This window comes from Vibrio sp. Vb1554 (assembly GCF_033344235.1).
In genome coordinates, this window is the sequence record NZ_JAWPOJ010000010.1 from 57,105 (window position 1) to 73,384 (window position 16,280).

General features: G+C 43.8%; 14 protein-coding genes. 8 read left to right on the forward strand and 6 right to left on the reverse strand.

From position 1 onward, the window contains the following. Positions 1-97 precede the first annotated feature (97 nt). On the forward strand, positions 98-1,264 hold the full coding sequence (sucC, locus tag R8N28_RS10575) for an ADP-forming succinate--CoA ligase subunit beta (RefSeq protein WP_005382179.1): 1,167 nt from the start codon (positions 98-100) through the stop codon (positions 1,262-1,264). Continuing rightward, positions 1,264-2,136, forward strand: a complete 873-nt coding sequence (gene sucD, locus R8N28_RS10580) for a succinate--CoA ligase subunit alpha (protein WP_005382181.1) — start codon at positions 1,264-1,266, stop codon at positions 2,134-2,136. The genes sucC and sucD overlap by 1 nt, the downstream gene beginning before the upstream one ends. A gap of 119 nt (positions 2,137-2,255) precedes the next feature. Here the strand turns inward: sucD and znuB are convergent, their stop codons facing one another. Both znuB and znuC read right to left on the reverse strand, forming a co-directional pair. Then, positions 2,256-3,041 (reverse strand): zinc ABC transporter permease subunit ZnuB, encoded by a 786-nt coding sequence (gene znuB / locus R8N28_RS10585; RefSeq protein WP_005382183.1) that lies wholly within the window; start codon positions 3,039-3,041, stop codon positions 2,256-2,258. Continuing rightward, positions 3,034-3,822 (reverse strand): zinc ABC transporter ATP-binding protein ZnuC, encoded by a 789-nt coding sequence (gene znuC / locus R8N28_RS10590; RefSeq protein ID WP_017634809.1) that lies wholly within the window; start codon positions 3,820-3,822, stop codon positions 3,034-3,036. The genes znuB and znuC overlap by 8 nt, the downstream gene beginning before the upstream one ends. 78 nt (positions 3,823-3,900) lie before the next feature. Here znuC and znuA point away from each other — a divergent pair, with 78 nt between their 5' ends. The 5 genes from znuA (at position 3,901) to R8N28_RS10615 (ending at position 11,932) form a co-directional block, all read left to right on the forward strand. Then, a complete protein-coding gene (gene znuA / locus R8N28_RS10595; protein WP_065274261.1) occupies positions 3,901-4,788 on the forward strand; it encodes a zinc ABC transporter substrate-binding protein ZnuA in 888 nt (295 codons plus the stop codon). 202 nt (positions 4,789-4,990) lie between these two features. Then, positions 4,991-8,368: an AraC family transcriptional regulator gene (locus R8N28_RS10600; RefSeq protein WP_065274262.1), complete on the forward strand. Its 3,378-nt coding sequence runs from the start codon at positions 4,991-4,993 to the stop codon at positions 8,366-8,368. An 833-nt stretch (positions 8,369-9,201) separates the two neighbouring features. After that, a complete protein-coding gene (locus R8N28_RS10605; protein ID WP_065274263.1) occupies positions 9,202-9,447 on the forward strand; it encodes a FeoA family protein in 246 nt (81 codons plus the stop codon). Beyond that, the gene (gene feoB, locus R8N28_RS10610; protein WP_065274264.1) at positions 9,429-11,705 is read left to right on the forward strand and encodes a Fe(2+) transporter permease subunit FeoB; all 2,277 of its coding nucleotides are present in this window, start codon (positions 9,429-9,431) and stop codon (positions 11,703-11,705) included. Before R8N28_RS10605 ends, feoB begins: the two co-directional genes overlap by 19 nt. Next, positions 11,702-11,932 (forward strand): FeoC-like transcriptional regulator, encoded by a 231-nt coding sequence (locus R8N28_RS10615; RefSeq protein ID WP_005382192.1) that lies wholly within the window; start codon positions 11,702-11,704, stop codon positions 11,930-11,932. Before feoB ends, R8N28_RS10615 begins: the two co-directional genes overlap by 4 nt. 108 nt (positions 11,933-12,040) lie before the next feature. On the opposite strand, the gene R8N28_RS10620 is transcribed toward R8N28_RS10615, so the two are convergent. The 3 genes from R8N28_RS10620 to argS all read right to left on the reverse strand — a co-directional run bounded on the left by R8N28_RS10620 (position 12,041) and on the right by argS (position 15,021). Next, a complete protein-coding gene (locus R8N28_RS10620) occupies positions 12,041-12,562 on the reverse strand; it encodes a YqhA family protein (RefSeq protein WP_042523163.1) in 522 nt (173 codons plus the stop codon). A 150-nt stretch (positions 12,563-12,712) separates the two neighbouring features. Continuing rightward, the gene (locus tag R8N28_RS10625; protein ID WP_005446436.1) at positions 12,713-13,141 is read right to left on the reverse strand and encodes an HIT family protein; all 429 of its coding nucleotides are present in this window, start codon (positions 13,139-13,141) and stop codon (positions 12,713-12,715) included. Between the two features lie 146 nt (positions 13,142-13,287). Beyond that, entirely contained in the window at positions 13,288-15,021 is a 1,734-nt protein-coding gene (argS, locus tag R8N28_RS10630; RefSeq protein ID WP_054576704.1) for an arginine--tRNA ligase, read from the reverse strand. A 220-nt stretch (positions 15,022-15,241) separates the two neighbouring features. On the opposite strand from argS, the gene R8N28_RS10635 reads away from it, so the two are divergent. Continuing rightward, positions 15,242-15,838: a VOC family protein gene (locus tag R8N28_RS10635; RefSeq protein WP_065274265.1), complete on the forward strand. Its 597-nt coding sequence runs from the start codon at positions 15,242-15,244 to the stop codon at positions 15,836-15,838. Positions 15,839-15,910: 72 nt separating this feature from the next. Here the strand turns inward: R8N28_RS10635 and R8N28_RS10640 are convergent, their stop codons facing one another. After that, on the reverse strand, positions 15,911-16,279 hold the full coding sequence (locus R8N28_RS10640) for a hypothetical protein (RefSeq protein WP_017819944.1): 369 nt from the start codon (positions 16,277-16,279) through the stop codon (positions 15,911-15,913). Between the last annotated feature and the right edge of the window lies 1 nt (position 16,280).

The following is a 16,280-nucleotide window of genomic DNA, read 5'->3' on the forward strand; positions in this document are numbered from 1 at the left end:
ATTGATTTGAGAAGACCCTACAGACGTACAAGCAGCCAAGACTGCAGCGTTATGGAAATAATAAATCCCTTAAGGGAAAAACAAACGGAATATCGAAATGAATTTGCATGAATACCAAGCCAAACAGCTGTTTGCAGAATTCGGTTTGCCTGTGCCAGAAGGCTACGCGTGTGATACACCACAAGAAGCTTTTGAAGCCGCAGGCCGTATTAGTACAGCCAAGAAAGTAGTTAAATGTCAGGTTCACGCTGGTGGCCGTGGTAAAGCGGGTGGCGTAGAGCTACACGATACAAAAGAAGGCGTTAAAGAGTTTGCACAGAAGTGGTTAGGTAAAAACCTAGTGACTTACCAAACTGACGCTAACGGTCAGCCAGTAACAAAAATCCTTGTTGAAGAAGCTTCAAATATTGCGAACGAACTATACCTAGGTGCGGTAGTTGACCGTGCTAGCCGTAAGATCGTTTTCATGGCTTCTACCGAAGGTGGTGTGGAAATTGAAAAAGTTGCGGAAGAAACGCCGGAACTCATCCACAAAGCAGCAATTGACCCACTAGTAGGTCCACAAGCTTACCAAGGTCGTGAGCTAGCGTTCAAACTTGGTCTTGAAGGCGACCAAATCAAACAATTCGTTAAGATCTTTATGGGTCTTGGCACTATGTTTTCTCAGTACGATCTTGCTCTGCTAGAGATCAACCCACTTGTGATTACTGGTGAAGGCAACTTGCTATGTCTTGACGGTAAGATCAACATCGACTCAAACGCACTGTATCGTCAGCCTAAGCTTCGTGAAATGCACGATCCTTCACAAGAAGATGAGCGTGAAGCACACGCAGCTCAGTGGGAGCTGAACTACGTAGCACTAGACGGTAACGTTGGCTGTATGGTTAACGGTGCAGGCCTAGCAATGGGTACGATGGATATCGTAAACCTACACGGCGGCAAACCAGCTAACTTCTTAGATGTAGGTGGCGGCGCGACGAAAGAGCGTGTTGCTGAAGCATTCAAGATCATCCTATCTGATGACAATGTGAAAGCGGTACTTGTTAACATCTTCGGTGGTATTGTACGTTGTGACATGATCGCAGAAGGTATTATCGGCGCGGTTAAAGAGGTAGGCGTAAGCGTACCTGTTGTTGTTCGTCTTGAAGGCACTAACGCTGACCTAGGTCGCGAAGTTCTTGCTAATTCTGATGTTGATATCATTGCTGCTGAGTCGCTAACTGATGCTGCTCAGAAAGTTGTTGCTGCTGCGGAGGCTAAATAATGTCTGTATTAATTAACAAAGACACTAAAGTAATCTGTCAGGGGTTCACTGGTGGTCAAGGTACTTTCCACTCAGAGCAAGCTATCGCATACGGTACGCAAATGGTTGGCGGTGTGTCTCCAGGTAAAGGTGGCCAAACTCACCTAGGTCTTCCTGTATTCAACACAGTTCGTGAAGCAGTAGAAGCGACTGGCGCAACAGCGACAGTCATCTACGTACCAGCACCTTTCTGTAAAGATGCAATCCTAGAAGCGATTGACGCGGGTATCGAGCTAATCGTAACGATTACTGAAGGTATCCCTACTACAGATATGATCGACGTAAAAGTGAAGCTAGAAGAAACTGGCGTTCGCATGATTGGTCCTAACTGTCCGGGCGTTATCACTCCTGATGAGTGTAAGATCGGTATCATGCCTGGTCACATCCACAAGAAAGGCAAAGTAGGTATTGTATCTCGTAGCGGTACTCTAACTTACGAAGCAGTTAAACAAACCACTGACGAAGGTTTCGGCCAGTCTACTTGTGTTGGTATCGGTGGTGACCCAATCCCGGGTTCAAACTTCATTGATATCCTAAAACTGTTCCAAGAAGACCCTGAGACAGAAGCGATCGTTATGATCGGTGAGATCGGTGGTACTGCAGAAGAAGAAGCAGCAGCATACATTAAAGAAAATGTAACGAAGCCAGTGGTTTCTTACATTGCTGGTGTAACTGCGCCTCCTGGTAAGCGTATGGGCCATGCTGGTGCGATTATCTCTGGTGGTAAAGGTACTGCTGAAGACAAATTTGCTGCACTAGAAGCGGCTGGCGTTAAAACTGTGAAATCTCTAGCAGAGATTGGCCAAGGTCTACGTGAAGTGACGGGTTGGTAATCGACCACACTACTTAATAAGTATTAAAAAGCCTGCGATTTCGCAGGCTTTTCTTTTTCCGTTTCCGTGGATTTATGTTTGTTGTTAGCAAGGTCTTTCGCGTTTAATACTCAATGCGATTATGCTTTGCTTTTAATCAGCTGGCTCAGCATAAATAAGGATGTTGCGCTGATCACTACGGAAGGGCCGGCCGGTGTATCGAAGTGCCATGATAGGCTAAGCCCCATCAGTACTGCCACAGAGCCAATAATGGATGCGAACAATGCCATTTGCTCTGGTGATGAAGAGACTTTACGTGCTGTTGCGGCTGGGATAATTAGGAGCGAAGTCATGATCAACGCGCCAACGAACTTCATACCTACTGCGATTACTACACCCACCATTAGCATTAACACCAATCTAACTAAGTCTGTATTCACGCCCTCAACAGCGGCAAGTTCTTCACTGACAGTGCTAGAAAGCAGTGGGCGCCAGAAGACGTACAAACACGCGCTTACCGCAACAACACCTGCGTAAATAAACATCAGATCTTGTGGAGAGACGGCAAGTAAGTCCCCAAATAGGTAGCTCATTAAATCGACGCGCACGTTTTCCAAAAAGCTAACCGATACTAAACCGATAGAGAGTGCACTGTGTGCCAAGATACCTAACAACGTGTCTGTAGCCACAAGTTGTTGCTTTTGCAGAGTGACAAGCAAAACGGCCAGAGCTAAACAGCAGACGAGTAGCGCAAGGTAGAGATTTACGTTGAGCAAGAAGCCCAGCGCTAGGCCCATTAACGATGCATGAGCTAGGGTATCTCCGAAGTAAGCCATTTTACGCCAAACGACAAATGACCCAAGTGGACCGGCAATGATCGCGATACCAATACCAGCAAGAATAGAAGGTAGGAGAAACTCAATCATGATGGTGATGTCCGTGTTTATGGTGGGAGCATGATATCGCATCACCGCTTACTGGCGTTCCGGATAAATCGTGATGATGGTGCTCATGGTCGTGATGATAAAACGCGAGAGACTCTCTCGCTGCATTGCCAAATAGTGCGATGTAAGAAGGGTGCTGAGTAATAGTGGCAGGTGAACCTGAGCAGCAAACATGGTGATGCAGACAAATAACATCGTCCGTTTTCGCCATCACTAAATGTAAGTCATGCGATACCATAAATACGCCACAATCAAAGCGGTGACGAATGCTCTCAATTAAGTCATAGAGATCGATTTGACCTTGGATATCCACCCCCTGAGCTGGTTCGTCTAATACCAATAGCTGAGGACGTTGAAGCAGAGCGCGAGCCAGTAACACTCGTTGGTTTTCACCACCGGATAAGCGATGCATATTACTATTAAGTAAATGTTCAGCGCCAACAAGCCGTAATGCATCAATGCACTCCTGCTTACTGTATTTTCCTGCTAAATTTAGAAAGCGGGTTACATTCAATGGAAGGGAGTCATTGAGCTTCAACTTTTGAGGAACGTAACCAATTTTCAGTTTTCTTTGTCGGTTCAACTTGCCGCTAGTTGGCTTTTGAAGACCTAAGATAACTTTGACTAACGTTGATTTTCCCGCTCCATTGGGACCAATTAGGGTAGTTATTTTGCCCTTTTCTAATTCCATACTAATGTTATCGAGAACTCTGCGGCCATCGAACTCGACGCATAACTGCTCAAGATGGACTAAGGAAGACATGAATGAAACTCATTTGCAAATCAATAATGTTATAATGTAACATTATCTCACTTTCCACGCCATATCCCAAGTAAAACTATGAAAAGAGCATTAATTCTTGCTGCCTCAGCAATGTTAACACTGCCAGCACAGGCGGTAACGGTACTGACGAGTATCAAACCTATTCAGTTGTTAGTAACAGAGCTTACTCAAGGAGTAACTTCACCAGACGTGTTATTGCAGTCTAACACATCACCCCATGACTACGCTTTGCGTCCATCGGATGTTAAAAAGGTCGCTTCGGCTGATTTGGTTATCTGGTACGGACATGATCTTGAACCGTTTCTAGAGAAAGTTGTTTCGGATAGATCGAATACTTTGACTATTAGTCAAATTCCAAATCTAGAATTGCGTGAATTTGATAGTGAGCACAACCATGACCATGATGGGCACGATCATGGCTCACATGATCCGCACTTTTGGCTAGGTGTAAGCCAAGCACAACAAGTGGCCAAGGCTGTTGTGAATCAACTTGTATCACTTGATCCGGAAAATGCAGCTCAATATCAAGCGAACCTCAAAAAGTTTGAACTCGAGCTAAAAGACACTGACCAACAGATAAAGCAGAAGCTGGCACCAGTAAAAAACAAAGGTTACTTTGTATTCCATGATGCTTACGGTTATTTCGAAGATCGTTATGAACTAAATCAAATGGGGCATTTTACTGTGAGCCCGGAACGCAAGCCAGGAGCGAAGACCTTAATTCAAATTCGTCAAAAGCTAAGTGGTGGAGATGTGGCTTGTGTATTTTCTGAACCTCAGTTTACCCCGGCTGTCGTTCAGAGCGTAATGAGAGGCAGTGATGTCACTAAAGGCGAGCTTGACCCGTTAGGGAGTACAATTGAAGCAAAACCTGGCAGTTACTTTACTTTTCTCAACAATATGGCGAATAGTTTTGAGCAATGCTTGAACAAAAAGTCAGATTAAGTGCTGTCGTAATGTAGGAGTAGTCTTTTTAACGTGATCCAGTAGTAAGAATTACAACCTTTGGTAAGGCGAGCCTTTTCTCAGAAAGTAATTGAGATATCATTACCAATAATTATCAGCTCAAAATAACCGTATCAATCCATGTTTTACAAACGATGAACGGTCACTTTCAGAGCACAAATTGATACAAAAGGTTTTCGTCTTGCTACGCCAATTAGCCCTTGCTCTGTTGGGCTTTGTCTTATCCTACCAAGCATTTGCGCTTCATAATGCAAATGCAATCTTTTACCCTTTGCCAACTCAGGCAAAGGGTACTTTTATCGCGGCTAAAAAGTTGTTCTTGGGTGAAAAGGGCGGTTTGTGGATTCATGACGTACACGGACGAGTCCTGTTTTACGATGGTCAAACTATATTGCCTAAATCAGGTAGCTTCCTACAAACGTCGGCTAAGCAGTTGGCTTATCATAAAGGTGCTTTTTGGACCTTTATTGAAAATGAGGTCTATCGAACTTATCCAAATCAGGAACGACGTTTAGTCTTTAGTTTAAATCCAGGCTCACAAATAAGAAAAATAGGGTCTTCAAAGAACTATATTTGGGTGAGTGATGGCTCGCATTTCTATACCTACAATATCGACACTAGCGAGTTAAACTCTTTCTCTCTATTGCAGCTCTATCAACATAGTAATAATAGCTACGTTTACATTAATGATGCGGTGCTAGTTGAAACGAAGTGGGCACTAGCAACGACTTCCGGCTTCTATCTTTCTGAAGGTGATAAGTTTGACCATGTCGCTGCCTCAGGTCAAAGCTACATTGAGAAAGTCTATTATTCACACACGCGAAGAGAAATTTTGATAGGTACATTGCGTGGCGCTTTAATTTTCAACATTTACCAGCCTGATAAAGAAGTGATTAGAATTGGCGGCTCACATGTTTTGACATTCGCAGAGACAAATAAAGAGTATTGGGTGGGGACAGAGCATGGCCTTTATTTGTACTCATTTTTTTCAGGTGAGGTCACCGAAGTCGCGCCTGCAAGTTTTCTTGAGTTAGAGTTAGATAACACGAAGATTTATTCGTTGTTGAGCGACAATATGGGAGGGATGTGGATTGCGACTAACCAAGGTATTCGTTATTACTCGCTATTTAGTAAAAAATTTGAACGAGTGACCTTTAGTAGTTATGACTCACACACCCTATCAGGACGAATTCGGCAAACTATTGAAGGTCCTGATGGTGCGCTTTGGTTTGCTGATGACCGAAAGATTTATCGTTCAGGAAAGAGTGGGATTAACCAAGTCTTAGAGTTGGAGTCGCAGATCAATGAATTTGCGTTTCAAAACGGCATGCTTTGGCTTGCAACCTCAAAAGGGCTGGAAATATTTGATCTAAATGGTCTCAACAAGATTACATTTCCTTATTTACAGGTTATGGCCGGACATGCCGTAGAGCATGTGACCGTTGATGGTGATGACCGTCTTTGGGTATCAAGCGGATATCATCTTTACAATGTTGATACTGCTGCACAAAGCGTACGAAACTTTGGAAGTGAGTGGCTAGTAAGTCAGTATTTGCCTGCTAAGGTTACGCGCCTATATGATACTGAAGATGCCCTATTAATAGGCACCGATCATGGCGTATACCAATACAGTAATGACAACATCCAGTTTATCCGTTTTTCAGAAAAGTTTGGTGAATCATTAGACATGACCACGGCGGTTGATGGCAGCCAGTGGTTTGCTTCATCTTATGGTGTGTTTAAAACAGATACACGAAGCGATGAAAAACGTGTTGTTGAAATGAGTGAGCCCAACGCCAGACCTGCTTGCTTGATCAGAGACAGGCAAGGTGTATGGTTAGCTTCCTCTGTCGGTTTAAGCTATTACCACCTTTCGGGTGAGTTAGTGAAACATTACTCATCGTCATCAGGCTTAATGAACAATGAGTTCCTCCCTGGTATTTGTAGCGTTATACAGCAGACAGAAGTTGGTGAGCGAGAGCTTGTTCTGGGGTCGAAGTACGGACTCGTAAAAGCAGAAGCATCCAAGCTGCTTGTATCTAATCCCCCAGAGTCTAAGTTTATTGTTAGCCAAGTTGTGCTTGAAAATGAAGTTCTGCAAGTTGGTAGTGCCGATCTGAATGGGCTCACACTGCCATATGGATCTTCGCTGAGTTTTTTATTCGGTGTGATGCCAAAACCAGACAGTCAAAACTTGTACTATCGATTGAACAACGATGACCCATGGCAAACGTTAGAGGGGGGCCAACTGACACTCGAGCACCTTAGTTCCGGTGAATATCACTTGCAGGTCAGTAATGAGTCTCAAGTTGCCGCTGGAGTCGTTGGTTTAGAATCTCACTTTATCGTCCTTCATCCTTGGTATCTATCGCGATTTGCTATTTTAGGCTTTGTCGTAGCTAGTATTACGGTCGTTGCAGTACTCGTATTCTGGCGCTCGCGCTACGTTGTACAGGCTAACCGTGATCTAGCAGCTCAAGTGACTCTCAAAACGAATCAGTTAAGACATCAAAGTAGAGTGTTGCTTACGAGCAACCAGCAATTACGTAAACAGATTCAAGTTAGAAACCTACTCGTAGACCATGTAGCTCTATCCATAAAATCAAGCGTCGACTTTATTGTGGCGAAACTACCTATGCCTCTCGATACTGCGACGGAGGATCATTTGGCTAAAACGAATTGGCAGTTAAATGAACTCAAAAGCGTTCCAAGTGATGTAAGTGGTGGGAGTCAGAACTACAACTTGAGTCAGATAACTCAGTCAGTGGTTGATGTATGGCAAGATGACTTTGCAAAAGCGGGTATTTTGGTAGAGCTAGAAGATGAGAGTAAGCAGAGCCGGGTTGCTCTGGAAAGCTTTAATCTTGATGTTATTTTCAATAGCATTTTTGCCAATATCATCAAGCGCTCTTTCCGAGGTCAAACGGTTAGAATTATGCTAGAAGAGGGGCATGATATTGTGTCATTGAGCTTTCTTGATTACGGGACGCAATTACCTAATAAAGTCGCGACTGGGCTTCCATCTAACTTAAATCACTCTGAGTTGAGTATTGACCACCTTGCCCAACTAGTGACAACGAGTGGTGGTTATTTGGCTGTCTTCTCTTCTGATGCTCAAAACAAAGTCGAGATTACATGGCCATCTGCGAAGGAAAGGAGTTATCTGGATGAACCGCAGCAAGAACTCAATCCTGTAACTATTGCAGAAGATCAAGTCACACCAGAGAAAGAGTGGTTGCAAAAAGTCTATCAATTAGTGGCAGAGCATTACCATGATCCTGAATTTGGCACTGCGTCAGCCGCTAAAATGCTGTATATGTCTGAACGCTCTTTGCAGAGACGTTTTAAATCTGCCTCGTCAAGAACGTTAAAAGACTATGTCACAGAGGTTCGTTTGGAAACGGCGTGTGAAAAGTTATTGGCGGGTGAGAAAATCAGTGAAGTCGCCTTTAACTGTGGCTTTAATGATCCATCTTACTTTAGCCAAAAGTTTAAGCTACATTTTGGTTTGCCCCCTTCCAAGTTTGCTTTGACTCAAGAAAGCCAAGAAATTAACTAGAAAACCTTCATTATAAGCTCCCTAGTTAATAGTTAAGATGCTGGGGAGCTGCATACAGTGCTCTATTATTGCTGCAGTTGCTAACGCAGTGAGTTTCATTGTTTTTTCATCACATCTAGCCTACAAATCCATTCTCAACACGTAAGCACGATCACGTTCTATCTGTTAGTCGCGATGTTCATAGCAATAAGCATAAATGGCTTCAAGAGAATGATTTATTGATAGTTGCAACAAATAAATGACAGTTGTATTGCTGTATCAAAAGAGCGTTGTTCATTTGGGTGAATGATGGTGTGCGACATTCGTGAAAACGAAAACTGTGTTGAAAAGATGAATAAGGTAAAGAAGTTTTGAAAGAGGTGAAAAAAAATATCGTGGTATAGCCGGGGGGACTATACCACGGGTGTCAAGGACACCTTCGCTTGCTGCCGGAGTGACATGTTGCCATGCCACCTCTGGAATTTATTAGAGAGGTTGCCCTCTCGATGGAGTAACTATACGAGAGGTTACTTATTTTTCTTATAAAAATAACGCCATGTTTATATGAGAAAAGCGACAACGTTTGGTTTTTTACTTAACCAATTGTTTTAATTTGTATTTTTTGTTTTCTATCTTGGTTTGTGACATTTTTGTTTCGTTAGGTGTCATTTTTAATTGTTAATTTTGACGTAAATAACGAGAGGAAATTTACGAAGTTAACGTTTGAAAGCGTGAAAACATTTACGGAATCTTTGATTTCACACAAGGATTGAAGGGGTATAGGGGAGTAATATTGGCAACCTAAACTTATTAAATAATAATATTTCTCATTAGCAATACTCTTAAGGGCCACTATGAAGTTATCAGAGATTAATCCTGGCGATACGGTGACGATTCGGTTGTTAGATGGTCTTTCATCAGATATCAGAAAGAAACTCATGGTAATGGGGCTGCTTCCCAATACAGAAGTCAAAGTGATTCGACGTGCGCCAATGGGCGATCCTTTACAAGTCGAAGTCCGTGGTGTGTCTGTCGCATTGCGAGAAACAATTGCTCAGAAAATTGAAGTGGAGCGAGTGTCATGCAATATCAAGTGCTAACCGTAGGTAACCCTAATAGTGGTAAAACGACGCTATTTAATGGTTTAACTGGCGCAAAACAGCAAGTTGGTAACTGGGCAGGCGTCACGGTTGAAAAGAAAACGGGACAATTCAAGCATGCTGGGGATGAGTTTTTGCTCACTGACCTTCCGGGTATTTACTCATTAGACAGTGGTAATGATAGTAATAGTATTGATGAATCCATCGCATCGCGTGCGGTTCTAACTCATCCTGTTGATCTCATTATTAACGTGGTGGATGCTACAAGTTTAGAGCGCAGCTTATACATGACGCTGCAACTTCGCGAACTTGGTCGCCCTATGATTGTTGTCCTCAACAAGATGGATGCGCTAAAGCGTGAACGTCAGATGATTAACGTTGCAGAGCTTGAGAAAACGTTAGGTTGTCCGGTTGTCAGTTTATCTGCAACCAATAAAACTCAAGTGGCAGAGTTTAAAGAAAAGCTCCATAAATCCATCGTTCAAGGAGTGCCACTTAAAGAATTGTCTTTGCATTACGGTGAGAAGATGGAGTCGGCAATTCAAACGGTTTCCGCACTTTTTAACGACCAAAACGTCGCTCATCGTGCACTAGCGATTCGTGCGCTTGAAAAAGACACAATGGTGCTCAATAGTCTTTCTGATATTGATAGAAGCAAAGTCTTGGAAGTCATTACGACGTTAGATTTGGATATCGATTTGCATGTCGCGGATACTAAGTACACGCATCTGCATGAACAGTGTAAAAAAGTTCGCCGAAGCGAAGGCAAGTTAAGTCGTAGTGTGACTGAAAGACTCGACCAGTTTATTTTGAACAAGTGGATTGGAATTCCTTTCTTCTTTGTTGTTATGTACCTGATGTTTATGTTCTCGATTAACATCGGTAGTGCATTTATCGACTTTTTTGACATTGGTGTGGGCGCATTGTTGGTTGATGGTGGGCATCACTTGTTAGACGGTCATTTGCCTGTGTGGTTAGTGACGGTTCTTGCTGATGGTATCGGTGGTGGTATCCAGACGGTTGCAACCTTCATTCCGGTTATCGCGTGTTTGTACCTCTTCCTAGCGGTACTTGAGAGCTCAGGTTACATGGCTCGTGCAGCATTCGTACTAGATAAAGTGATGCAGAAGATCGGCCTACCGGGCAAAGCATTTGTACCGTTGGTTCTTGGTTTTGGCTGTAACGTACCGTCAATCATGGCAACTCGTACTCTAGACCAAGAACGTGAGCGTAAACTGGCTGCATCTATGGCGCCATTTATGTCATGTGGTGCTCGTCTGCCTGTATACGCGCTATTCGCTGCGGCATTCTTCCCAGGTTCTGGCCAGAACATTGTATTCGCACTTTACCTACTTGGTATTGTGGCAGCGATCTTCACAGGTCTTTTCCTTAAGCATACGCTTTACCCAGGTAGCAGTGATAGCCTAGTAATGGAAATGCCAGACTATGAGCTTCCGACGCTACAAAACGTGGTGATCAAAACTTGGCAAAAGCTAAAGCGCTTCGTACTTGGTGCAGGTAAAACCATCGTTATCGTTGTTGCTATTCTGAGTTTCTTCAACTCATTGGGTACTGATGGCAGTTTTGGTAATGAAGACAGCGAAAACTCGGTGCTTTCTAAAGCTGCGCAAGTTGTAACTCCAGTATTCGCGCCAATCGGTGTTCAAGAAGATAACTGGCCAGCGACGGTTGGTATCATTACCGGTATCTTCGCAAAAGAGGCGGTAGTTGGTACGCTTAACAGCCTGTACACCACGCCAAGCGACGGTGAAGACGCAGAATTTGATCTAATGGGCAGCCTAGAAGAGGCAGTAATGAGTATCCCTGAAAACTTAGCCGGTTTGAGCTACTCAGATCCACTAGGCATTGAAGTGGGTGACTTAACTGACTCAAATGCCGTTGCCGAAGAACAAGAAGTCGATGCTTCTATCTTCGGTAACATTAAATCTCAGTTTGCTTCTGGCAATGCCGCATTTGCTTACCTAATCTTTATCCTACTGTACACACCTTGTGTGGCGGCGGTGGGGGCTTACGTACGTGAGTTTGGTCATAAGTTCGCACGCTTTATTGCGGTTTGGACAATGGGCTTGGCTTACCTATGTGCGACGTTCTACAACCAATTGACGCATTTCGCAGATAGCCCAGTGACAAGTGGCATTTGGATGGCTGTGATCGTTGCTATCTTCTTTGGTACCTACCGTGTGTTCAAACAAGTTGGTAAGAAACAAAACGGTGCATTAGAGGCGCAAGTAGCATGATTTTAAAAGAGCTTTATCAATACATTGCAGACAAAGGAACCGTCTCCCAGTCAGATCTGGCTAAACAGTTTGGGATGAGTGAAGATGGCGCCGACGCGATGTTAAACGTGTGGATTAAGAAGGGCAAAATTAGCCGCCTAGTCGACACTAATAAAGCTCATGACGTGACTCGTGTTCGCTACTCAGTGACTAAACAAGATGGTTTGTCTCTGACAGTCACCATGTAGCGACTATCAAAATTAGTCACCTAAAAATTATCACGTAAAAACGACAAAGCCGCATCAGCAATGATGCGGCTTTTATTTTGCTGGTTATTGTTTGTGAATACAGCGAAATTAATGTTCTTCAGAGTGTTTAGTCGCGCCTAACCCTAGGAACTTCAAACCAAGACTTAAAACTAAAATCGAAATAGGTAATGTTAAGATCGTCCAATCTAAGCTGTCGAAGTTAATCAGCACGAGCTCTAAGAACTTCACAAACAAGATCACGATGATGACTTCAGCCAAAATGTTTTTTAGATGGCCGATGTTCGGGGTTCTGATCCAATGCAAAACCGACTGCTCTTGTGTTTTCGCTTTAGCTTTGTTGGAAATAAATAGTGTGTAGATGCCGTGAGCAAAGATGAACAAAACTAGTGCGACAAGAAACGTATCCAGTGACTTGATCAAATAAGCGATCGCGATGTCTGCTTTATCTAAATGTGCGAGTGCTTCTGGAGGTGTTTGATTGAGAATGAAGACCGCAAATGCCGAATAGGTTTTTGCTGCACCCATAAGAAAAAGCAAGAATGAAGCAGCCATGGAACAGATGATGGCGATCCAGCTGACGTATCGGAATGTGTTGAAGACTTGTTTCATGATGACCCTCTCTAACTGAGCTGGTAGTCTAAACAAGTTTTATTTTAGTGATAATCCCAGAAAAATGAGAAAGATTGTTACAAATACGTATTAATCTTTCTCTGTCTATTTCAGCCGTATTCAAAGGCGAATTATTTTCGCTTGCAGTTCTTATGCTTTTTGGAAAATAGAGCTTAGTGACAACACGTTTTTAATGCGACCAAGTAATTCGTTTTGCTCTTCTTCTGTACGGAATTCACCTTTGGTGTTACCCCAAACCGGTCCCGGCCATGCGACGTCATCTTTGAAGCGAGCAATATGGTGAATGTGCAGCTGTGGCACCATGTTACCTAGTGCGCCAAGGTTTAACTTGTCTGGACGGAATGTTGCTTCCAGTGCTTGGCTTACTGCCTGAGATTCTAGCAAAAACTGTTGCTGTTCTTTCATTGGCAAGTGGTGAAGCTCTTTTAGGTTTGCACGTTTAGGTACCAAAATAACCCATGGCACGGCATTGTCTTTATGCAGAAGTGCCACACACAGTGGGAAGTGACCGATAACGGTAGTGTCTTTTGCCAATTGAGGGTGCAGTTCAAAACTCATTATATTATCCGATTTGAATTGAATGACATCAGTATACGCCAGATAAAACAAAAGGTTGACGCTTTCACGCCAACCTTTTGAAATCATATCGATTCTCGATTCTCGATTCTCGATTCTCGATTCTCGATTCTCGATTCTCGAATCGCTTACATGCGCTCTAGAGTATCAATACCTAGTAGAGACAGACCTTGCTTGATGGTCTTCGCTGTTAGCGCTGCTAGTTTCAGACGGCTTTGTTTCACTGCTTCGTCTTCAGCTACTAGGATAGGGCACGCTTCGTAGAAGCTAGAGAACTGACCTGCTAGTTCGAATAGGTAGCTACACATGATGTGTGGTTGACCTTCGCGAGCGACAGATTGAACCGCTTCTTCGAACTGCATAAGCTTAGCAATAAGTGCTTTCTCTTTCTCATCAGTGATTTTGATGTCACCTTGGAGAGCGTCCATAGCAACACCAGCTTTAGCGAAAATAGAAGCTACGCGAGTGTATGCATATTGCATGTATGGTGCTGTGTTACCTTCAAACGCTAACATGTTGTCCCAATCGAACACGTAGTCAGTCGTACGGTGTTTAGATAAGTCAGAGTATTTAACCGCTGCCATTGCAACTGTTTTAGAGATCTTCTCTTTTTCTTCCGCATCTAGCTCAGGGTTTTTAGATTCGATCAGTTGTGCTGCACGAACTTCTGCTTCATCTAGAAGGTCGGCAAGGCGAACGGTACCACCCGCACGAGTCTTGAATGGCTTACCATCTTTACCAAGCATCATGCCGAACGCGTGGTGCTCAAGAGATACTGACTCTGGCACGTAGCCTGCTTTACGAACAATTGTCCAAGCTTGCATTAGGTGCTGGTGTTGACGTGAGTCGATGAAGTAAAGCACACGGTCTGCGCTTAGCTCTTCATAACGATATTTTGCACATGCGATGTCTGTTGTTGTGTATAGGAAACCGCCATCGCGTTTTTGAACGATAACGCCCATTGGTTCGCCATCTTTGTTCTTGTATTCATCTAGGAATACAACTTGCGCGCCATCATCTTCAACGGCAAGACCTTGTTCTTTTAGGTCTGCAACGATCTTAGGAAGCATGTCGTTGTACATGCTCTCGCCCATCACGTCGTCACGAGTCAGTGACACGTTTAGACGGTCGTAGTTGCGCTGGTTTTGGATCATGGTTACATCAACGAGTTTTTTCCACATTTCTGCACAGTACTCGTCACCGCTTTGCAGTTTCACAACGTAGTTTCGCGCCTTTACTGCGAAGTCTTCATCTTCGTCGTACAGCTTTTTCGATTCGCGGTAGAAGCCTTCAAGGTCCGCAAGTTCCATAGAAACTTCGCCAGACTCTTGTTGTACACGCTCAAGGTTTGCGATAAGCATACCGAACTGAGTACCCCAGTCGCCGATGTGGTTCGCACGGATCACTTTGTGACCTAGGAACTCAAGAGTACGTACTACCGCATCACCGATGATGGTTGAACGTAGGTGACCAACGTGCATTTCTTTAGCAACGTTTGGTGCAGAGTAGTCAGCAACGATAGTTTGAGCTTCGTCTTCTGCAACGCCAAGACGTGAGTCAGCCAGTGCTGCTTCCGCTTGTTTTGCTAGGAACTCTTCGCTTAGGAAAATGTTGATGAAACCAGGGCCAGCGATTTCTGTCTTGCTCGCAATACCATCTAGGTCTAGAACATCCAGTACTTTCTGTGCAAATTCTCGTGGGTTAGTACCCAGTTTTTTAGCAACGCCCATTACGCCGTTTGCTTGGTAGTCACCAAATTGTGGCTTTGCTGATTGGCGTACTGCCGCAGGACTGCCTGCAGGTGCGCCAGCGGCTTCTAGAGCCTGAGATACTTTGTCATTAATAAGTGCTTGGATATTCACACGCGTTTCCTTCAATTCAAGGACGAAGAACTCGGCGAAGTAAGTGCCGAGTTCTGTTGGAGTTCACAAAAATGGGGCTAATGATAACAACTTTATTGCTTTTCATACAGAGAGGAATTGGGGAAATTTATACTTTTTCGATTGAATGGAAATGTGGTTTGGTTTGCGTTTACTATTGCGCTCAGAGTAATGAGATAAATCGCCCCAAAAGAGAACCACAATGACGACTCAACTAGTTGAAAAACGCCTAGCGCCTAAATTGATGATCCAAGATCTGGATGCATTTATGGCGAAGATTGAAGAGCTTGCATCCCTGTTAAAACTGGATCTGAGCTTTGCTCAAGCTGACCATATTGCGCTGCGAATTAATGATACTGAAACAGCAAAAGCCGCGCATGAAGCATGGAATCAATACGGTAAGGTGATTTCACAAGCGAAAATCAACGGTCGCCCGATTATTGTTATTGAATTCGACAAAGCGTTAGAAAGCCGTGGCTGGAAGATAGAGTGTCTGGAACTGCCATACCCTGCGGAAGGCAAAATCTACCCAACTGAAAGCTGGGAACATGTGGAGTTTGTGATTCCGTCTCATGCCGAAACCGCAGATGAGTTTCTTGCTGATTTGAGACACACTTATCCAGCGTTTGGCGCACGCTTTAATGAGTTAGAAGAGCTGGGTGTGAAGATCAAACTGTCGAGCCCGAAAGGGGATGGCGAACGCTTGAATAACCCAACAGTGGCGTTTAAGTACCAAGGCATTTGTATCAAACTGCACCCGCATTCACTTAAGCGTATTGTGGAGTCTGAGCAGGCGTAAAACGCTAGGGTGAGAATTGCTGAGTTGCGATAGGCAAAAAGGGAGCCGAGGCTCCCTTTCGTAAGCGAATCACTATTTAGCCAGTGACTTGCTTTTTGGGTTGGTAATGGAAAGTTTTTTGCCTTTCAACTCTTCATCTAAAGGCAGTGTAAAAGTTTTGGCAAACGGCATTCGTTTACAATGATCCGCCTTGTCTCTAACGATAGTAATAAGAGCTTCTGTCTGTGAGCTTTGCTCTATTTTTAGGCTAAAGTCCTCGTTTTCACTGCAGCCGTTAGACTCTGTGATAAATGAAATTTGACTCTCACTTGTCCTATAAGTCTCTACCATCATTGCTTGGTGCTCAGACGTCTGGTTTGTTTGCAGTCCTGCGTTTGCTGAACATGCAGTTAAACTGATAGTGCCCAAACCAAGTAGGAATATCTTGAGTCTATGTTTCATC